This window comes from Winogradskyella litoriviva (assembly GCF_013249065.1).
In the GTDB taxonomy this organism is placed as follows: domain Bacteria; phylum Bacteroidota; class Bacteroidia; order Flavobacteriales; family Flavobacteriaceae; genus Winogradskyella; species Winogradskyella litoriviva.
In genome coordinates this window covers 78018-97126 of sequence record NZ_JABRWQ010000008.1, presented here as the reverse complement: position 1 = coordinate 97126, position 19109 = coordinate 78018, and the positions used below count along the sequence as shown (strand labels likewise).

Below are 19109 nucleotides of genomic sequence, written 5' to 3'. Positions count from 1 at the left end.
ATTCTTATTTTTTACCTTTATTCTTTGCACCTGCATGACCTCTAAAAGATCTTGTTGGTGAAAATTCTCCTAATTTGTGACCTACCATATTTTCAGTAACATATACTGGAACAAACTGACGACCGTTATGAACAGCTATAGTCTGACCAACGAAATCTGGAGAAATCATTGATGCTCTAGACCAAGTTTTAATTACCGTCTTTTTGTTTGAAGCTACATTATCTGCAACTTTCTTTTCTAATTTATAGTGGATATAAGGTCCCTTTTTTAATGAACGTGCCATACTATCTTAATTATTTCTTTCTACGTTCTACAATATACTTATTACTCGACTTCGTCTTAGAACGTGTTCTAAATCCTTTAGCAGGAATACCGTTTCTATTTCTTGGATGACCACCTGAAGATTTACCTTCACCACCACCCATTGGGTGATCGACTGGGTTCATTACTACTGGTCTTACTCTTGGACGTCTTCCTAACCATCTACTTCTACCTGCTTTACCAGATACTAATAATTGATGATCAGAGTTGGAAACAACTCCAATAGTCGCCATACAAGTAATTAGAATCATTCTTGTTTCACCAGATGGTAACTTTACCGTAGCAAATTTATCACCTCTTGCCATTAATTGAGCAAATGCACCAGCACTACGAGCCATAACAGCTCCTTGACCAGGACGTAACTCTATACAAGAGATAATAGTACCTAAAGGTATTTCACTAAGTGGCATAGCATTTCCAATTTCTGGAGCTATACCAGATTCTCCAGACACAATATTTTGTCCTACTTGTAAACCATTTTGAGCAATAACGTAACGCTTCTCGCCATCTTGATAATTAAGCAATGCAATAAATGCTGTTCTGTTTGGATCGTATTCAATTGATTTAACTTCAGCAGGAATTCCTGCTTTGTTACGTTTAAAATCAATGATACGATAACGTTTCTTGTGACCTCCACCCATTTGGCGCATGGTCATTTTTCCTCGATTGTTTCTACCACCAGAACGTTTTTTCGGAGCAAGCAAGCTTTTCTCCGGCTTATCAGTAGTAATGGCATCGAATCCATTTACTACTCTAAATCGCTGTGCTGATGTGATCGGTTTTAATTTTCTTACTGACATTAATGTCTAAAATTACATGTTAGTGTATAAATCTATTACTTCACCTTCCGCCAGTTGTACAATTGCTTTTTTAACAGCATTTGTTTTACCATGTTGAATACCTGTCTTTGTATGACGAGTTCTTCTTTCTGGACGGACATTTATTGTACGAACTTTTTCAACAGAAACTCCATAAGCAGCTTCTACTGCTTTTTTGATTTCAACCTTGTTCGCCTTCGTATTCACTTCAAATGCATAAGCATTTAACAACTCACTTTGCATGGTTGCTTTTTCTGTGATTATAGGTTTTATTAAGATACTCATCTGTTCTATTTACTTAAATTCGATTCAATTCCTTCTAATGCACTCTCAATAAGAATAACTTTATTAGCATTCATTATTTTATAAGTACTTAATTCTGAAGCTGTTACAACTTCCGAACCTTTAAAATTGCGTGATGACAAATATACATTATTATTTGAGCCACCCAACACAATGAGAGATTTTTTGTTTTCAACCTCTAAAGCCTTTAAAACATTAACAAAGTTTTTAGTCTTTGGAGCTTCAAAACTGAAGTCTTCCATTACCATAATTGACTTGTCATTTGCTTTAATACTTAGTGCAGATTTACGCGCTAATCGTTTTAAACTCTTGTTTAATTTAAAACTGTAGTTTCTTGGTCTCGGACCAAACATACGACCACCACCTTTAAATACACCAGACTTAATAGAACCTGCACGTGCTGTACCTGTTCCTTTTTGTTTTTTTATCTTACGTGTACTACCAGCAATTTCTGCTCTTTCTTTTGCCTTATGCGTTCCTTGTCTTTGATTTGCTAAGTATTGCTTAACATCTAAATAGACAGCATGATTATTAGGCTCTATAGCGAATACGTCTTTAGAAAGCTCAGCTTGTCTACCCGTATCTTTTCCGTTAATATCTAAAACTGCTACCTTCATTACTTCTCAATGATTACATAAGAATTCTTGTGACCAGGAACACATCCCTTTACAACAAGTAAGTTCTTTTCTGGAACTACTTTGTAAACTCTTAAATTTTGAACTTTTACTGTTTCACCACCCATTCTTCCGGCCATCTTCATTCCTTTGAATACTCTCGCAGGATAAGAAGCTGCACCAATAGAACCAGGAGCTCTTAAACGGTTGTGTTGACCATGCGTTGCTTGACCTACACCACCAAATCCATGACGCTTTACAACACCTTGAAAACCTTTACCTTTAGAAGTACCTGCGATATCCACAAATTCTCCTTCAGTAAATTGCTCTACTGTGATAGCATCACCTAACTTGTACTCCTCACCAAAACCTTTAAATTCAACAACTTTGCGTTTTACAGAAGTACCCGCTTTTTTAGCATGACCTAAGTCTGCTTTTGTAGCGCTTTTTTCTGTCGCGTCATCGAAACCTAATTGAAGGGCTGAATAACCATCCACTTCTTCAGTTCTGACTTGGGTAACGATACATGGTCCAGCTTCGATTACTGTACATGGAATATTCTTTCCATTTTCATCGAAAATGCTGGTCATACCGATTTTTTTTCCAATTAACCCAGACATATTTATTATTTATTAATTATTACTATTTGTTATTCAAAATTCAAGGCTGAAAAATACGTTTCAGCCTTGAATTGTATTTTTACCGTTTTTCCTTCGCTCGCAGCTTAGGACATGTTACTGTGTAATTACACCTTAATCTCAACTTCTACTCCACTTGGTAATTCAAGCTTCATTAAAGCATCAATTGTCTTAGAAGATGAAGAGTAAATATCTAATAATCTCTTATAAGAGCTTAATTGAAATTGTTCTCTAGACTTCTTATTAACGTGTGGTGAACGTAATACAGTAAATATTTTCTTGTGCGTTGGTAATGGAATTGGTCCTGTTACTACTGCACCTGTACTCTTAACTGTTTTTACAATCTTATCAGCAGATTTGTCCACTAAGTTGTGATCGTAAGATTTTAATTTTATTCTGATTTTTTGACTCATTTTCTTAAGATTTACGATTCAACGCCTTTAGCTGCTTTAATAACCTCTTCAGATACATTAGAAGGTGTTTCAGCATAATGTGAAAACTCCATAGTTGAAGTTGCTCTACCAGATGATAATGTTCTTAATGTAGTTACATAACCAAACATCTCAGATAATGGTACAGTTGCCTTAACAGTTTTTGCACCAGCTCTATCACCCATATCACTAACTTGACCTCTTCTTCTATTTAAATCACCAACTATATCACCCATATTTTCTTCAGGAGTAATTACCTCAAGTTTCATAATAGGTTCCATAATTACCGCCTTAGCCGCTTTTGCAGAATTTTTAAATCCAAGCTTTGCTGCTAATTCGAAAGATAATTGATCTGAATCGACATCGTGATAAGATCCATCTTTCAATGTCACTTTCATTGCATCAACCTCAAATCCTGCTAATGGACCATTTGCCATAGCCATTTTAAATCCTTTCTCAATTGAAGGGATAAATTCTTTAGGAACATTACCACCTTTAATTATAGATTCAAATTGTAATCCTACAACACCTTCATCCGCAGGTTCAATTGTAAATACAATATCTGCGAACTTACCACGACCACCAGATTGTTTCTTATAAACCTCTCTATGATCAGCAGATTGAGTAATCGCTTCTTTATATTCAACTTGTGGTTGACCTTGATTAACCTCTACTTTAAATTCTCTCTTAAGACGATCAACAATTACATCTAAGTGAAGCTCACCCATACCAGATATAATAGTCTGCCCAGAAGCTTCATCAGAACGCACTGTAAACGTTGGATCTTCTTCAGCTAATTTAGCTAATCCCATCCCTAATCTATCAACATCAGCTTTAGTCTTAGGCTCAACCGCGATACCAATTACAGGATCAGGGAAGTCCATTGATTCTAAAACAATAGGATGCTTTTCATCAGTTAATGTATCTCCTGTTTTAATAGATTTAAATCCTACAGCAGCTCCAATATCACCCGCTTCAATAAAATCAATTGCATTTTGCTTATTAGCATGCATTTGGTAAATACGAGAAATACGTTCCTTTTTACCTGAACGATTATTTAAAACGTAAGAACCAGCATCTAAACGACCAGAATAAGCTCTAAAGAAAGCTAAACGACCTACAAAAGGATCTGTAGCAATCTTAAATGCTAAAGCAGCAAATGGCTCCTTTACACTTGGTTTACGAATTTCTTCTTTTTCAGTATCTGGATTTACACCTATGATACCTTCCTTATCAACTGGAGAAGGTAAATAACGACAAACTGCATCTAGTAAAAATTGTACTCCTTTATTTTTAAAAGCAGACCCACAAATCATTGGAATGATTGCCATATCCATTACAGCAGCTCTAAGTGCAGCATGCACTTCTTCTTCTGTAATAGAATCTTCATCCTCCATGAACTTCTCTAATAAGTTCTCATCGTAGCTAGCTACTTCCTCTATTAATAATGCTCTATATTTTTTAGCTTCAGCCTTAAGCTCTTCTGGAATCTCAACGACATCAAAAGTTGCCCCTTGAGTTTCATCGTGCCATACGATAGCTCTATTCTTAACTAGATCAATAATTCCTTTAAAATCTATCTCATCACCAATGTTTAAAACAATTGGCACTGCGTTAGACTTTAACATATCTTTTACCTGTTGACAAACACCTAAGAAATTAGATCCCTGACGGTCCATTTTATTAACGAAACCAATACGAGGCACTTTATAATTATCAGCTAATCTCCAGTTAGTTTCAGATTGTGGCTCAACACCATCAACCGCACTAAACAAAAACACTAAACCATCTAATACACGTAATGAACGATTTACCTCTACAGTAAAATCAACGTGACCAGGAGTATCAATAATATTAAAATGGTAATCTCTAGCATCTGCTGTAGGTTGACCATTTTCAATAGGAAATTTCCACTCACAAGTTGTAGCAGCAGAAGTAATTGTAATACCTCTTTCCTGCTCTTGCTCCATCCAGTCCATTGTCGCAGCACCATCATGTACCTCACCAATTTTATGAGAAACACCCGTATAATAAAGAATACGTTCTGTTGTTGTAGTTTTACCAGCATCAATGTGAGCTGCAATACCTATATTTCTAGTAAATTTTAAATCTCTTGCCATTTCTTAAAATCTAAAGTGTGAGAATGCTTTGTTGGCTTCTGCCATTTTGTGTGTATCCATTCTTTTCTTAACCGCTGCACCTTCTTCTTTAGCAGCAGCTAATACTTCTGAAGCTAAACGTTGTGCCATAGATTTTTCGTTTCTTTTACGAGAATAGCCAATTAACCATTTCATCGCAGTTGAAACCTTACGATCTGGACGAATCTGCATTGGAATCTGGAATGTTGCACCACCAACACGACGACTACGTACTTCTACGTGAGGCATTACGTTAGATAAAGCTTCTTTCCAAATCTCTAAAGCTGTTTTTTCGTCATCATTTTTTTTCTCCTCAACAATATCAATTGCATCATAGAATACTTTAAAAGCTACAGACTTTTTACCGTCCCACATCATCATGTTAACAAAACGTGTTACTAACTGATCATTAAATCTTGGGTCTGGTAAAAGCGGTCTCTTTTTTGCTGCTCTTTTTCTCATGTCTTCTTCTTAAAGTTTTAAATTACTTCTTAGGGCGTTTTGCACCATACTTAGATCTACGTTGCGTTCTTCCAGATACACCTGCTGTATCTAAAGCACCACGAACGATGTGATATCTAACTCCTGGTAAATCTTTTACCCTTCCACCTCTAACCAATACTATCGAGTGCTCTTGTAAATTGTGACCTTCTCCACCGATGTATGCATTTACTTCGTTTCCGTTTGTTAAACGAACCCTAGCCACCTTACGCATTGCTGAGTTAGGTTTTTTAGGCGTCGTTGTATAAACACGAGTACATACACCACGTCTCTGAGGACACGAATCTAAAGCAGCCGATTTACTCTTCTTGGTTATTTTGGCTCTTCCTTTTCGTACTAATTGTGAAATTGTTGGCATATATTTCTATATAAAATTTTATTAACCCTCACTTTTGAGGGCTGCAAAGGTAGGAATTAATATCTATTATTCAAACACTTGAGAATTTATTTTTCAAAGAAATATAAACTTTCATTTTAAGGATATATAATATCGGTTATTTTTACGTTAGTTTAAAAGTTATTCTATTTAGTGTCCATGCCTTATTGCAATAAATTTTTTTTATTAGTTTTCACTATGATTTTTTTTAATCAAAGTACAGGACAATCCATTAATTTGAAGATTTTAGGCGAGAATGACGAAAAAACTTCAGTTATAGATTCTGTAAATTATAGCAAACAATTTAAAGATTACGCGAGTCTACGAATTCAAGTTGAAAATTTAAGGCGTAAATTAACCAAACATGGTTTTATAGATACTGCTATTGAAAGCATAAAAAAACAAAACGATTCGCTTTTTGAAGCAAAACTCATTTTAGGAAACAAGGTTAATCGCATAAGAATTTATTTTAATTCTAATATCGAAGAGACCTATTCTAATTTGTTAGACTATTCCGCAAATAAAGACTATATAGAAATAGCAATTTTTGAACTTGAAAGTTATTTGAATATTATAAATTCAAAAATAATTGAACAAGGTGACCCCTTCTCTAGTATACAACTTGTTAATCTCACCAAACTTGAGCCAGATTTAATTTCGGCGGAACTTAAAGTTAACTCTAATGAAAAAAGACGACTTGATAATATTATTATTAAAGGTTATGAAAACTTCCCAAAGTCTTATTTGAAACATTTCTTAAAATTAAAGACTGATAAATCTTTTAACATAAATGCTGTAAAAAGAAAGGTTAATTTATTAAACGATTTACGCTTCGCCAATAAAATTAAAGACCCAGAAGTACTTTTTACTCAAGATTCTACTACCTTATATATATACGTAGAAAAAACTAAAACGAATAATTTTGACGGTTTTTTAGGTTTTGGAACCAATGAAGACACTAACAAGATTGAATTTGATGGCTACTTAGATTTAAGGTTAATAAACAATCTTAACTACGGAGAAACCTTAAACCTTTTTTATAAAAGCGATGAGCTAGATCAGCAAACCTTTAAAGTTGAAACTGATTTGCCTTATTTATTCTCAACTCCTATAGGGCTTCAGGTTGGTTTAAAAATATTTAGAAAGGATTCTACTTTTTTAAATACTGATCAATATGCAAAAATAAATTACCAGATAAATGCACAACATAAAATTAGTATAGGTATAACTTCAACCAATTCCACCAATCTATTAGAAAATGATACTAACGTATTAAACAATTACACCTCATCCTTCTTTACAGTTCAATATAATTACATTAAAACCCAATCGCTAGACCCATTATTTCCTGTTAATTTTTGGTTTAATTTTTCCTCTGGCTATGGTAATCGAGATAACAACCTCGGTTCTCAAAAACAATCATTTTTTACATTAGATACTTACAAAATCTTTAACCTAAATAATAAAAATAGTATTTACACAAGGTTAAATGGCGCTACTGTAACCTCTAGTAATTATTTAGACAATGAGCTTTTTCGATTTGGAGGCATTAATTCTATAAGAGGTTTTGAAGAAAATAGTTTAGTAGCTAATCTTTATAGTGTTTTGAACACCGAATATAGATATCGCTTAAGTAATACGCTATATGTGCATTCTGTTTTTGATGCTGCATATTTTGAAAACAAAATAGATGACAGCAAAGAAAAGCTTTTTGGATTTGGTTTTGGATTAGGTTTAATTACCAATGCAGGATTATTCCGTTTAAATTACTCAAGTGGCAAAACAGAAAATACCTCTTTTAAATTATCAAATTCAAAAGTACACTTAAGTTTAACAGCTACTTTTTAAGGATTTAAAATAAAACGGTAGATTTGTTCTAACAAAAATAAGCTATGCACAGAAAATTACTTTTTGCTTTATTAATTTCCATAAATGTAGTTTTTTCCCAAAATACTATTGGCACAACATCAATTTCTGAAGGTGTTTATGACGGATACACATTATTTACATCGCATACAGAAACTTATCTTATTAATAACTGTGGAGAGGTTATTAATCAGTGGACTAGTAGTTTCCCTCCTGGTAATGCCGTTTATTTATTAGAAAACGGAGACATCTTAAGAGCAGGCAGAACTAGCAGTTCTGATATTACCTTTGGTGGACAAGGTGGTGTTATAGAGATTTATAATTGGGAAGGCAATCTAACTTGGCAATATTTTTACGATACTCCAATGATGAGGCAACATCACGACATTTATCCGATGCCAAATGGGAATGTGCTTATTTTGGCGGTAACTAGAATGACAAATGCTGAAGCCATTCAAGCAGGCAGAAATCCTGCCGAATTATCAGAAACTGATTTATACAATGAGCAGATTATAGAAGTGACTCCTGTTGGAGCAAACAGTGCTACAATTGTATGGGAATGGAATGTGAAAGATCATCTTGTTCAGGATTTTGATAATAGCAAAGATAATTTTGGAGATGTGGGATTAAGTCCTGAAAAATTAAACATAAACTTTTTAAATGGCGGATCTGGAGCCTCTAATTGGCTTCATTTTAATTCTATTCAATTCAATCCTGTGCTAGATCAGATAATAATTAGCTCAAGAAATTTAAGTGAAATTTATATTATAGACCACTCTACTTCTACTGCCGAAGCGGCTACTAATTCTGGAGGCACATACAATAAAGGTGGTGATTTTTTATACCGTTGGGGAAATCCGCAGTCTTATAACCAAGGGACCGAAGCAGATCGGCAACTTTATGGACAGCATTACCCTTATGTAATAGAAAATGGAATCTTAGATGCTGGGAAAATAATAGTATTTAATAATGGAAATGGAAGAAACCCTATGTTTTCTGAAGTTTTTATTATTAATCCAGAAACCGATAGCCCTGGTGTTTACACCTATCAATCAAATACTGCATTTGGTCCAGTAGCACCAGATTATATATACAGTAATTCTGCGTCTCCAACAGATTTTTTCTCTGGTATATTAAGTAGCGCACAACGATTACCTAACGGAAATACTTTAATTTGCGAAGGTATTAACGGTAGAATGTTTGAAATAACACCAAATGAATCTATAGTTTGGGAATATATTAATCCTGTTAATTCTAATAATGGAACTGTGTCTTCACAAGAAACCGAACCTTCAACTTTTGCAAATACAATTTTTAGAAGTTTAAAGTATAAACCAGAATATGCTGCTTTTATAGATAAGGATTTAACACCTAGCGACCCAATAGAGCTCAATCCAGATTTAAGTGCATGTTATAGTTTAAGTATTTCAGATTTTGAACAGTTTGACATTAGTTTTTATCCAAATCCTACCAAAGGCTCAATAGCTATCGACTCTAATAAAACGATAGACAAAATTGAAGCCTATAACACCCTTGGACGCAAAATAATTGAATCTAACACTAAAGCCATAGACTTGTCTAATCAATCAAATGGTATTTATTTCTTAAGAATTTATTCAGGATCTAATAATGTTTCAAAAAAAGTAATTAAACATTAATCTCAATCTACTTAATATATTTCATAAACCATCTCAAAATCAGGATGGTTTTTTTATACCTTTACAGCATGGAAAACGAAACCACAATTTTTGGTATTAGAGCTATTATTGAAGCCGTAAAATCAGGTAAAACTATTGATAAGGTTTTTATGCAAAAAGGACTACATGGCGACCTCTTTAAAGAATTAGAGAGTATTATACGTTCTGAGAGCATCAACTCATCTTATGTACCTGTAGAAAAACTGAATCGTTTAACACGAGGCAATCATCAAGGTGCTGTGGCACAAATATCTCCAATTGCGTTTCATGATATTGATGATTTAGTATCGAGTGTTCTTGAGTCTGATAAAACTCCTTTATTTTTGTTATTAGATCATTTAAGCGACGTTAGAAATTTTGGCGCAATTGTAAGAACGGCAGAATGTACTGGTGTTAATGGTATAATTATTCAGAAAAAAGGTGGTGCACCAATAAATGGAGATACTATAAAGACAAGTGCTGGTGCCATATTTAAAATACCTATTTGTAAAGTAGACCATATAAAGGACGCTGTTTTCCATATGCAATCATCAGGCATTAGAGTAATTGCAGCTACTGAAAAAGCCGAAAATTATTTGTATGATGTTTCATTTAAAGAACCTTGTGCAATAATCATGGGTTCTGAAGGTAGAGGAATTAACCCTTCAGTTTTAAAAGTCGTAGATGATCAAGCTAAACTTCCTATTTTAGGAGAAATTGAATCTTTAAATGTTTCTGTAGCTTGCGGTGCTTTTTTGTATGAAGCTGTTAGACAACGCAGTTAATAATATATTTAAAGTATTCAGTTATCAGTATTATCTTTACTCTTTATAAAAATATAATTGACGTTTGAGTTAGGGTTCTCATTGGATTTAAAATTTAAATCCTTTTCAATTCTATTTTCAGTTTCAAGTTCAACTTCTGGTTCTAATTCTATAAAATTTCCGTTTTCATCAAAATGTTTCATAAATGGATCATCGTCCTCGTTGTAATGTGGTTCTTCCCACTTATATCGCTTAGGCTTTGCAATTTGTTTTCTAAAAATTAATGCAAAGATTAAACCTGTAATTAAGCCTGATAAATGCCCTTCCCAAGACATACCACTTTTAATAGGAAATACATACCAAATCATACTTCCATAAAGGAAAATAACTAATAGAGATAATGCAATTAGTCGATAATGTTTAGCAAAAATGCCTTTAAAAAATATAAAGCTAACAAGTACATAAACTAAACCACTCGCTCCAATATGATTACCGTTGTTTGCAATGAGCCAAGTTAATATACCAGATAATAGAATCCCAAAGCCAATAACTTTCCATGCAATTTTATTATAGAAATAAAATAATGATAAGCTAAGAACAAAAAGTGGGATTGAATTATTATAAATATGGTTAATGTCACCATGCAAAAACGGACTTGTGACTACACCAATTAAACCCTCTAACTTTTGTGGTCTAATACCAAAATTCTTTATGCTTCCATCAATTCTTACTTGATACCAAAACACCAACCAAACGGTAAACAAAATTATCAACGGATAGACAATTATGCTATTAGAATATTTGAAATGTTGGTTGTTACTCATGCTATAATTTACTGAAACTCTTTCAAATTTATGTCCAAAATAAAGATATCTGCAATATTGTCATAATCAAGAAATGAATACACCTAATATTTTAAATCAAAATTCAATAAGTATCACAAATGCATTTTGTAATTTTGAATTATGAATACGCCTTTAGCAGAACGTCTTAGACCAAACACTTTAAATGACTATTTAAGTCAGCAACATTTAGTAGGTAAAGATGGTATACTGTATCATCAAATAAAAAGTGGTGTTATTCCTTCAATGATTTTTTGGGGACCACCAGGTATAGGTAAAACTACACTGGCTAATATAATTGCAAACGAATCTGAACGTCCTTTCTTTAAACTAAGTGCTATAAATTCTGGCGTAAAAGATATTAGAGAGGTCATAGATAAAGCTAAAAAAAGTGGTGGCTTGTTTACTGCTAAAAACCCCATATTATTTATTGATGAAATCCATAGATTTAGTAAATCTCAGCAAGATTCATTGTTAGAAGCAGTAGAAAAAGGTTGGGTAACATTAATTGGAGCAACTACGGAGAATCCAAGTTTTGAAGTTATCTCTGCATTGTTGTCGAGATGTCAAGTTTACACTTTAAATGCCTTCAGTAAAGCTGACTTAGAAGCCTTATTGCAACGTGCAATGAAAGAAGATACGAAACTTTCAAAATTAAATATTGAACTAAAAGAAACAGAAGCCTTGTTACGGTTATCTGGAGGCGATGCCAGAAAATTACTTAATATTTTTGAATTATTAGTAGCTTCTTTTGAAGATGATCAAATTATAATCACCAATGATTTAGTCACAAAACAAATACAAAATAAAGCAGCTCGTTACGACAAAACAGGCGAACAACATTACGATATTATTTCTGCTTTTATAAAATCGATTCGAGGAAGCGACCCAAATGCTGCTGTCTATTACTTAGCGCGAATGATTCAAGGTGGTGAAGATGTAAAATTTATTGCAAGACGACTTTTAATATTGGCCAGTGAAGATATAGGTAATGCTAACCCAACAGCTTTAGTGATTGCTAATAATACTTTCCAAGCTGTTTCGGTAATTGGTCATCCAGAATCTCGAATAATACTGAGCCAATGCGCTACATATTTAGCTAGTTCTGCAAAAAGTAATGCCGCTTATGAAGCCATAAATAGAGCACAACAATTGGTAAAAGAAACCGGTGATTTGTCCGTACCACTGGCTATTAGGAATGCTCCAACCAAACTGATGAAAGAATTAGGTTATGGAGACAAGTATAAATACTCGCATAGCTATGAGAATAACTTTGCCTCTCAAGAATTTCTACCAGAAGAAATCGCAAACACAACCTTATATAACCCAGGAAACAATGCTAGAGAACAAGCACAACGTCATTTTCTAAAAACGCTTTGGAAAGAGAAATATGGTTATTAGTTTTTATTTGCTATATATTAGAACTTTATATTCATTGATTGTTTTTCTCCTAATTCCCCATCATTTTCAGAGTAATACCAAAACCCATCTTCTTTAAAAACAATGGCACTTTTTCCCTTTACTAAAAAAACGTTTTCTGCTTGAGTGTTTAAAAGTATCATTACTACTTTTGGCTCAGAATTCACCAATTGAAAACCATTAGAAATTTCCTGCGCATAATACAATTCTCGCTTCACTTTATTTGGCCCATTCTCTTTAATAGCTTTAGGTGTTTCCTTTTTTATAGTACCTTCTAACGAAGTTTTAACCTCATTCTTTTCAACTTTCTTTACTGCTATTGCATCTGTAGTTGTATGCTCTTTTACTACTTTTGGTGCTTCAGATTTTTCTTCAGCATTGTATTTATAATCTAGATTCTTAAAAGTTTCAAATGCATCTCGCAATGCCTCATTATATGCTTTACTATAAACCTTAAGTCGAGATTCTCCAATTTTTGACGTCAGTACAACATTATCATAACAGTCTTTAACTGTAATCTCCACCTTTGTTTTAAACATACTACTTTTTTCTTTAGACACGCTAACTCTTAAGCCATTGCAACGATCAGACTTTACGTCTTCTGGCAATTCATCAATAAAGTAGGCCTCATAACCATGCTTATTAAACAAAAACTTAGTTAAGGAATTTAACTGATATTGGTCTTCAGATTTGGAAAAACTAAATTCCTTTGGTATAATAATATACTTGTAATTATTAATATCTTTTTGTGCCATTCCAAATAGACTTATGAGAATAAATGAAATTGTAAATATTATTTTTTTCAACATAGTTTTAAATATTAAAGGTAATTTTCTATTGCTTTTAAAGTTGTAATTCGTTTAAAGTTACTTGATTTATCAGAATCTTTGTAATCAAAATAAATGGTATCCATACCAATTTTATGTGCACCTTCTATATCGGCTTCTAAACTGTCACCAATCATAATACTTTCTATTGGTTTTGCTTCTGCTGAATTTAAGGCAAAATTAAAGATTTTTGGATTAGGCTTTTTAACTCCTACCATTTCAGAATTAGTAACGGTTTTAAAGTATTGTTTAATATTAGAAGATATCATTTTCTTTTCTTGGGCTTCTTCAAATCCATTAGTAATAATGTGTAATTTATACTTGTCTTTTAAGTAGTCTAAAATTTCAAAAGTACCATCAAATAAATGATTAAATGTTGTTAAATGATCAATATAGGCCTCTGATAAATGATTAATCATTTCATCCTGAACAGAAATGCCTATAACATCAAAGGCTTCCTTTAACCGACCATAACGTAAAGCGGATTTTGATACTTTTTCTTCTCGATAAAGTTTCCAGTATTTTAAATTAATTGGCTCATAAACAGGCAAAAAATCTTTAAGCTCTACATTAATTTGATTAAGCTTAAAAATCTTTTCAAACGTCAATCCAGAGTTTTTATCAAAATCCCAAAGTGTATGATCAAGGTCGAAAAAAACATGATTTATTTGCTTTTTCATTCTACCGACTCTAATATTAAATTAAACAATGATCTAAACCCTTTCCAACGTTGTAAATCACTAAAAGTATAATTGTGAAATATAGGGATAAATGTACCATTTACGGCTTTAACTTCATTAATTATTTTTTGCAAATGTTCTGTTTTATCTAATTCTGAATTATATTTAAGTAAGGCAAAATCTAAACATTGATATGGATTAATTTTTAGTGGTGTTTGCACTTCATAATCCAAATCATAAAACTGAAAAGGTGTACATGTACCAGCTCTAAAACCTAAGGTATCAATATAACCCATTGTAAAATCTTGATTTATTTCTAACTCTACCAAATTACGATATGACGTAGGTAAATTAAGTTTAGAAAACGAATGACGTACCGCTTTTAAACCAGTATGTGTTATAGCTTCCATTTTAAGCTTTTCTTCTTTCAGAATCTGAACATCATCTAAAGAAAAATAAGAAGCTTTAATACCAACATCACAATAATCTGCAACAGATTTTATAAGCGATATAAATTGTTTTTTATTTGTATTTATATTTTTATCATAAGTTGAATAATCGCCTATTAAAAATAGTACCATAAATTTAAAATTGTACTTTTTCTGTTTTCTAATTATCCATTTAAATGTATCATAAGGATCGCGTTTAAAACCCATTAACACTAAATATCTCGTATACAATTGCCTTAATTTAAAACGAAAAATATCATTCAATGAACCGCCAATTGTTCTTAACAAGCCTTTATACTTAAAATAGTATGCTACTGGAACATCTATTACTGGCAAAACTTTATAATTTTGAACAGGAAATTGAAAATCTGGAAAACGCTCTTTTAAAACAGCTTTAAGATTATAAGCCCAAATATCAACAACTGGCTGTTGTAAGAATTTGTGCTGGTATGCAATACTTTCTGATGCTAAAAACCGTCCATAATCATCTTTTACATGTGGAAGATATTCCTCATACCTACTGAGTAAATAAAATGAAGCTGCAAAAATATCAAAAGGTAAAGCGCTACGCTCGCCAGTAGCAAAAAAACCTTTAGTGTTTTCCCATTGTTGTACGTTCACTTCTACATCAGATAGACCATGTTCAAACAATAAATCATGGCTTCTAATGAATAACTCATGACTTAAAGGCTGTTTTGCATAAGACATTTTAAGACTATCATGTGCTATAAAATCTTCAACTTTAGATGTAAAACCAACATCAATACCCAAAATACGCTTGCAAATATGCTTAAAGGTATAGGTTACGCGTGGAGTAATTTTATGAGTATAAACTAGTAGCATATTTTTAGTTGCAGTATTCAGTTTTATAAAATATTTTCATCTGCGAAACTAAAGTACGCTTTCTCTGTAACAATAAGATGATCTAATACCGAAATATCTAAACTCTGGGCTGCATATTTCAACTTTTGAGTAATATCCTTGTCAGCTTGGCTTGGTTTTAAAGTACCAGAAGGATGGTTATGACACAAAATTAATGCAATTGCACCAACTTCTAAAGCGTTTTTAAGTACTAACCTCACATCTACTAAAGTACCCGTAATTCCGCCTTTACTTAATTGATTTTTCTTTATCACTTTATTTGAATTATTGAGATATAAAATCCAAAATTCTTCGTGTGGTAAATCTCCAATAATGGGTTGCATAACTTCAAAAACAGAACGGCTAGATGCTATTTTATCTAATTCTAAAGCATCTTCTAGTCGTCTTCGCTTTCCTATTTCTAAAGCCGCAACAATACTGATAGCTTTAGCCTCTCCAATGCCCTTAAACTCCATTAATTGAGCAATAGATAATTTACCTAAGGCATTTAAATTATTATCTACACTTGCAAAAATACGCTTACAGAGGGCAACTGCACTTTCATCTCTGTTTCCAGAACCAATTAAAATGGCTATTAATTCTGCATCACTTAATGTTGCTTTTCCTTTGTCTCTTAGTTTTTCTCTTGGTTGATCGTCTTGCGACCAATTTTTAATAGAAAATGAATTTGATTTCTCTGGCATGCTCTAAAGATAAAAAATTGTAATTTTAAGCCTCTAAATAATTGATAATAATTATAAAAGCCTTTAAAACCCTCTGAAATCTATTCAGGATAAAAGAAATGAACTATCCTCCAAAACACCATCAAGACTACAATAAAAACCATATGATTGAAGTGCTAAAAACTTATCCTTTAGCCACAGTTATTTCGGTAAAAGATAATCAGCCTTTTATAACACATTTACCTTTAATTTATAAAAACGAAAAGCTTGTAGGACATATTGATATTAATAATCCGCAAGCTCAACTTCTTAAAAACAACAACGATATAACCGTTATTTTTGGAGGGCCAGAATGTTATATTTCGCCTAGTATTTATTCTGCAACACAACTGCCAACTTGGAATTATATTAAGGTTCATTTAAAAGGAAATGTAAACGCCATTGAAGATAAAGCAGCTCTAAAACAATCACTAATTACAATGACAGAATTTTTAGAAGCTCCAAATCACAATTATACTTTAGAAGCAAACAATCCACGATTAGACGCCAACCTAAAGTATATTGAAATGTTTGAAATTACAATTACTAATTGGGAAGGAAAATTTAAACTGTCTCAAGATAAAAAACCAACAGATATGGAAGCTGCTCGCCAAGAATTAATTAGAGCCAACCAAATCAGTATTCAACAATTTTTAGAAACTATATTTTAATCACTGACCATGAAATATTTATTTCCACTTTTCATCTTTTCACTATTCATCTTTAACACATCAAATCCTAAAGAGGATATTATTGGCAAATGGAAAAGCGACCGAATTAACGAAATTGAATTCTTTACGTTTGATGCGGAAGGATATGCGTCTTTTGAAAGTCAAGGACAAATACTTGGTGGTAAAGAATTTTCTTTACATGGAGAAAAAGGAAAGATGACGTATTCTATAAATATTGAAACAACACCTATTGAAATTGATTATACAATTACCAAGTTACAATCTGGAGAATCTAAAAAAATATTAGGTATACTAGAATTTTTAGATACTAATAGTATTAAGATTGATTTAAAATTCGACGAGGAAAGACCATTAAATTTTAGTGAGTAATCCTTTCTAATACAGCGTGTTAAATAATTACAAATTAAAACACTACACATTTAAAAAATTGTAACTTAAGCTTTTATTTAATTTTTAATAAAAACTCATAGGCATGAAAGACTTAAAGAAAGAAGACATTACACAAGAAGTTTTTGATTTGTATGATGATTATGCACACAACAAACTTAATAGAAGGCAATTTGTAGAAAAGCTTTCATTGTATGCTGTTGGTGGTGTAACGCTTTCATCACTAATGAGTTTTATGTCTCCAGACTACGTAAACACTTTACTAGTACAACCAGATGACCCAACATTAGATTCGGATTACATTACCTACAACTCACCTAAAGGTGGCGGCGAAATAAAAGGCTTATTATCTCAACCAAAAGATAACAAAACAAAATTACCTGGTGTTATTGTTGTACATGAAAACAGAGGTTTAAATCCATATATTGAAGACGTTGGCAGACGCACAGCAACCGAAGGCTTTATATCCCTGGCTCCAGATGCTTTATCTCCTCTTGGTGGTTATCCTGGTAATGATGATGATGGACGCGCTCTTCAAAAAAAGCGTAACCAACAAGACATGTTAGAAGACTTTATTGCAGCGTACAATTATCTAAAAAATCATGAGAATTGCGATGGAAACGTTGGTGTTGTTGGCTTTTGTTTTGGAGGATGGATTGCTAATATGATGGCTGTTCGTTTACCAGAATTAGGTGCTGCAGTTCCGTATTATGGTAGACAACCAGAAGCGAAAGATGCTGTAAAAATAAAAGCACCTCTCCTACTTCAATATGGTGAATTGGATACACGAGTAAATGCAGGTTGGCCTGCTTTTGAAAAAATTTTAAAAGACAATAAAATTGAATATACCGCTTACATTTATCCTGAAGTAAATCATGGATTTCATAATAACACTACACCTCGATATGACAAAGCTGCTGCAACCTTATCTTGGGAACGTACTATTGCTTTTTTTAAGAAACACTTAAAATAATTTTTATTTATAAATCTTACTCAATAACATAAGAATCTAAGCGTCTTTTAATAATTGGTATATCATCAGACACAAAAGAAGAGGTGTCAAATATTAAACCAAAACCATCAGCATAATAATAGTGGTCTAAGCCATTAGCTTGTTCTCCATTAGATAGTATAACGTAACGTTGCGTATAGGAGCTTTCAAAAGTGCCAGCTTCAACTGTTATTTCATTATCTAAAGCAACAAGCTGATCATAAATAGTTCCCCAATCTTGTTGACTCATTGTTCTTTCTGTAAAATCATTATTAGCATATTTTATCATTCCGCCATCATCAATTAAATAACCTAAAGAATCTCTCAATAACTCATAATGTTCACCATTGGCATTACATAATGTAATACCTTCCTCATTTCCTGTGGTAACACGCTTAAAGTTATAATACACATTATCATTAATAGTTTCAGTACCAATAATACTTACACTATCTACAACACCTGTATCCTCATAATCTTCAGTTTCAGCATTATATTTATAGTTTTTATAAACCCATTGGTTACCAACGGTTAGTGCGTAAAAATTGGAGCTGGTGGTTTGTAAATTATCGTCGTTATCTGAAGAACAGGATGATAGCATTAAAGCGAAGAATAAGACATAAACGATTCGTTTCATAATTGATAAGATTGATTAATGATTGAAACGTAATCGTGTGCTATAAGCTTATGTGTTGGTTAGTTAAAATATTAACGTTTTGTTTTATGAATTATTATATAATTAATCTCAAGATTTTGCACTTTAATTAATTTGAACGACTTTCGTTGCTCTAAA

At 32.6% G+C, this 19109-nt stretch carries 22 protein-coding genes; 7 read left to right on the top strand and 15 right to left on the bottom strand.

From position 1 onward, the window contains the following. Positions 1-4: 4 nt before the first annotated feature. From rpsS to rpsL, 9 genes are all read right to left on the bottom strand, one after another. The gene (rpsS, locus tag HNV10_RS16140) at positions 5-283 is read right to left on the bottom strand and encodes a 30S ribosomal protein S19 (RefSeq protein ID WP_157364594.1); all 279 of its coding nucleotides are present in this window, start codon (positions 281-283) and stop codon (positions 5-7) included. A gap of 10 nt (positions 284-293) precedes the next feature. Then, positions 294-1121, bottom strand: a complete 828-nt coding sequence (gene rplB, locus HNV10_RS16135) for a 50S ribosomal protein L2 (protein ID WP_173302429.1) — start codon at positions 1119-1121, stop codon at positions 294-296. Between the two features lie 12 nt (positions 1122-1133). Beyond that, complete coding sequence (gene rplW, locus HNV10_RS16130; protein WP_173302428.1) at positions 1134-1424, bottom strand: 50S ribosomal protein L23; 291 nt, start codon at positions 1422-1424, stop codon at positions 1134-1136. 5 nt (positions 1425-1429) lie between these two features. Next, positions 1430-2059, bottom strand: a complete 630-nt coding sequence (gene rplD, locus HNV10_RS16125) for a 50S ribosomal protein L4 (protein ID WP_173302427.1) — start codon at positions 2057-2059, stop codon at positions 1430-1432. Continuing rightward, complete coding sequence (gene rplC / locus HNV10_RS16120; protein ID WP_173302426.1) at positions 2059-2676, bottom strand: 50S ribosomal protein L3; 618 nt, start codon at positions 2674-2676, stop codon at positions 2059-2061. The genes rplD and rplC overlap by 1 nt, the downstream gene beginning before the upstream one ends. A gap of 125 nt (positions 2677-2801) precedes the next feature. Next, on the bottom strand, positions 2802-3107 hold the full coding sequence (gene rpsJ / locus HNV10_RS16115) for a 30S ribosomal protein S10 (RefSeq protein ID WP_007650482.1): 306 nt from the start codon (positions 3105-3107) through the stop codon (positions 2802-2804). A gap of 11 nt (positions 3108-3118) precedes the next feature. Then, a complete protein-coding gene (gene fusA, locus HNV10_RS16110; protein ID WP_173302425.1) occupies positions 3119-5245 on the bottom strand; it encodes an elongation factor G in 2127 nt (708 codons plus the stop codon). A 3-nt stretch (positions 5246-5248) separates the two neighbouring features. After that, complete coding sequence (gene rpsG / locus HNV10_RS16105) at positions 5249-5725, bottom strand: 30S ribosomal protein S7 (RefSeq protein ID WP_173302424.1); 477 nt, start codon at positions 5723-5725, stop codon at positions 5249-5251. A 22-nt stretch (positions 5726-5747) separates the two neighbouring features. Then, positions 5748-6122 (bottom strand): 30S ribosomal protein S12, encoded by a 375-nt coding sequence (gene rpsL / locus HNV10_RS16100; RefSeq protein ID WP_019386263.1) that lies wholly within the window; start codon positions 6120-6122, stop codon positions 5748-5750. Positions 6123-6338: 216 nt separating this feature from the next. Here rpsL and HNV10_RS16095 point away from each other — a divergent pair, with 216 nt between their 5' ends. The 3 genes from HNV10_RS16095 to rlmB all read left to right on the top strand — a co-directional run bounded on the left by HNV10_RS16095 (position 6339) and on the right by rlmB (position 10467). Next, the gene (locus HNV10_RS16095) at positions 6339-7988 is read left to right on the top strand and encodes a BamA/TamA family outer membrane protein (protein WP_173302423.1); all 1650 of its coding nucleotides are present in this window, start codon (positions 6339-6341) and stop codon (positions 7986-7988) included. Between the two features lie 44 nt (positions 7989-8032). After that, complete coding sequence (locus tag HNV10_RS16090) at positions 8033-9664, top strand: aryl-sulfate sulfotransferase (protein WP_173302422.1); 1632 nt, start codon at positions 8033-8035, stop codon at positions 9662-9664. 68 nt (positions 9665-9732) lie between these two features. Further along, positions 9733-10467 carry a 23S rRNA (guanosine(2251)-2'-O)-methyltransferase RlmB gene (gene rlmB, locus HNV10_RS16085; protein WP_173302421.1) on the top strand — a complete coding sequence of 245 codons (735 nt, stop codon included), beginning with the start codon at positions 9733-9735 and terminating at the stop codon, positions 10465-10467. Between the two features lie 17 nt (positions 10468-10484). Here the strand turns inward: rlmB and HNV10_RS16080 are convergent, their stop codons facing one another. Further along, complete coding sequence (locus HNV10_RS16080) at positions 10485-11270, bottom strand: rhomboid family intramembrane serine protease (protein ID WP_173302420.1); 786 nt, start codon at positions 11268-11270, stop codon at positions 10485-10487. Between the two features lie 141 nt (positions 11271-11411). On the opposite strand from HNV10_RS16080, the gene HNV10_RS16075 reads away from it, so the two are divergent. After that, positions 11412-12689, top strand: coding sequence for a replication-associated recombination protein A (locus HNV10_RS16075; protein WP_173302419.1), 1278 nt, complete (start codon positions 11412-11414; stop codon positions 12687-12689). 17 nt (positions 12690-12706) lie between these two features. Here HNV10_RS16075 and HNV10_RS16070 read toward each other — a convergent pair whose 3' ends face one another. Genes HNV10_RS16070 through radC form a run of 4 tightly spaced genes read right to left on the bottom strand, consistent with a single transcriptional unit; the run spans position 12707 to position 16228 of the window. Beyond that, entirely contained in the window at positions 12707-13516 is an 810-nt protein-coding gene (locus HNV10_RS16070; RefSeq protein WP_173302418.1) for a hypothetical protein, read from the bottom strand. 11 nt (positions 13517-13527) lie between these two features. Then, the gene (locus tag HNV10_RS16065; RefSeq protein ID WP_173302417.1) at positions 13528-14214 is read right to left on the bottom strand and encodes a YjjG family noncanonical pyrimidine nucleotidase; all 687 of its coding nucleotides are present in this window, start codon (positions 14212-14214) and stop codon (positions 13528-13530) included. Continuing rightward, positions 14211-15506 (bottom strand): polysaccharide deacetylase family protein, encoded by a 1296-nt coding sequence (locus HNV10_RS16060; protein WP_173302416.1) that lies wholly within the window; start codon positions 15504-15506, stop codon positions 14211-14213. The genes HNV10_RS16065 and HNV10_RS16060 overlap by 4 nt, the downstream gene beginning before the upstream one ends. Positions 15507-15529: 23 nt before the next feature. Then, positions 15530-16228: a RadC family protein gene (gene radC, locus HNV10_RS16055; RefSeq protein ID WP_173302415.1), complete on the bottom strand. Its 699-nt coding sequence runs from the start codon at positions 16226-16228 to the stop codon at positions 15530-15532. A gap of 98 nt (positions 16229-16326) precedes the next feature. Here radC and HNV10_RS16050 point away from each other — a divergent pair, with 98 nt between their 5' ends. The 3 genes from HNV10_RS16050 to HNV10_RS16040 all read left to right on the top strand — a co-directional run bounded on the left by HNV10_RS16050 (position 16327) and on the right by HNV10_RS16040 (position 18298). After that, a complete protein-coding gene (locus HNV10_RS16050) occupies positions 16327-16917 on the top strand; it encodes an FMN-binding negative transcriptional regulator (RefSeq protein ID WP_173302414.1) in 591 nt (196 codons plus the stop codon). A 9-nt stretch (positions 16918-16926) separates the two neighbouring features. After that, on the top strand, positions 16927-17307 hold the full coding sequence (locus HNV10_RS16045; protein ID WP_173302413.1) for a hypothetical protein: 381 nt from the start codon (positions 16927-16929) through the stop codon (positions 17305-17307). Positions 17308-17410: 103 nt separating this feature from the next. Then, entirely contained in the window at positions 17411-18298 is an 888-nt protein-coding gene (locus HNV10_RS16040) for a dienelactone hydrolase family protein (RefSeq protein ID WP_173302412.1), read from the top strand. A 16-nt stretch (positions 18299-18314) separates the two neighbouring features. Here HNV10_RS16040 and HNV10_RS16035 read toward each other — a convergent pair whose 3' ends face one another. Then, positions 18315-18953 (bottom strand): lipoprotein, encoded by a 639-nt coding sequence (locus HNV10_RS16035; RefSeq protein ID WP_173302411.1) that lies wholly within the window; start codon positions 18951-18953, stop codon positions 18315-18317. Positions 18954-19109: the final 156 nt, after the last annotated feature.

Bases quoted from the DNA above. Each gene is read 5' to 3' on its own strand.
- rpsS (WP_157364594.1), bottom strand. From the start codon at position 283: ATGGCACGTTCATTAAAAAAGGGACCTTATATCCACTATAAATTAGAA.
- rplB (WP_173302429.1), bottom strand. From the start codon at position 1,121: ATGTCAGTAAGAAAATTAAAACCGATCACATCAGCACAGCGATTTAGA.
- rplW (WP_173302428.1), bottom strand. From the start codon at position 1,424: ATGAGTATCTTAATAAAACCTATAATCACAGAAAAAGCAACCATGCAA.
- rplD (WP_173302427.1), bottom strand. From the start codon at position 2,059: ATGAAGGTAGCAGTTTTAGATATTAACGGAAAAGATACGGGTAGACAA.
- rplC (WP_173302426.1), bottom strand. From the start codon at position 2,676: ATGTCTGGGTTAATTGGAAAAAAAATCGGTATGACCAGCATTTTCGAT.
- rpsJ (WP_007650482.1), bottom strand. From the start codon at position 3,107: ATGAGTCAAAAAATCAGAATAAAATTAAAATCTTACGATCACAACTTA.
- fusA (WP_173302425.1), bottom strand. From the start codon at position 5,245: ATGGCAAGAGATTTAAAATTTACTAGAAATATAGGTATTGCAGCTCAC.
- rpsG (WP_173302424.1), bottom strand. From the start codon at position 5,725: ATGAGAAAAAGAGCAGCAAAAAAGAGACCGCTTTTACCAGACCCAAGA.
- rpsL (WP_019386263.1), bottom strand. From the start codon at position 6,122: ATGCCAACAATTTCACAATTAGTACGAAAAGGAAGAGCCAAAATAACC.
- HNV10_RS16095 (WP_173302423.1), top strand. From the start codon at position 6,339: ATGATTTTTTTTAATCAAAGTACAGGACAATCCATTAATTTGAAGATT.
- HNV10_RS16090 (WP_173302422.1), top strand. From the start codon at position 8,033: ATGCACAGAAAATTACTTTTTGCTTTATTAATTTCCATAAATGTAGTT.
- rlmB (WP_173302421.1), top strand. From the start codon at position 9,733: ATGGAAAACGAAACCACAATTTTTGGTATTAGAGCTATTATTGAAGCC.
- HNV10_RS16080 (WP_173302420.1), bottom strand. From the start codon at position 11,270: ATGAGTAACAACCAACATTTCAAATATTCTAATAGCATAATTGTCTAT.
- HNV10_RS16075 (WP_173302419.1), top strand. From the start codon at position 11,412: ATGAATACGCCTTTAGCAGAACGTCTTAGACCAAACACTTTAAATGAC.
- HNV10_RS16070 (WP_173302418.1), bottom strand. From the start codon at position 13,516: ATGTTGAAAAAAATAATATTTACAATTTCATTTATTCTCATAAGTCTA.
- HNV10_RS16065 (WP_173302417.1), bottom strand. From the start codon at position 14,214: ATGAAAAAGCAAATAAATCATGTTTTTTTCGACCTTGATCATACACTT.
- HNV10_RS16060 (WP_173302416.1), bottom strand. From the start codon at position 15,506: ATGCTACTAGTTTATACTCATAAAATTACTCCACGCGTAACCTATACC.
- radC (WP_173302415.1), bottom strand. From the start codon at position 16,228: ATGCCAGAGAAATCAAATTCATTTTCTATTAAAAATTGGTCGCAAGAC.
- HNV10_RS16050 (WP_173302414.1), top strand. From the start codon at position 16,327: ATGAACTATCCTCCAAAACACCATCAAGACTACAATAAAAACCATATG.
- HNV10_RS16045 (WP_173302413.1), top strand. From the start codon at position 16,927: ATGAAATATTTATTTCCACTTTTCATCTTTTCACTATTCATCTTTAAC.
- HNV10_RS16040 (WP_173302412.1), top strand. From the start codon at position 17,411: ATGAAAGACTTAAAGAAAGAAGACATTACACAAGAAGTTTTTGATTTG.
- HNV10_RS16035 (WP_173302411.1), bottom strand. From the start codon at position 18,953: ATGAAACGAATCGTTTATGTCTTATTCTTCGCTTTAATGCTATCATCC.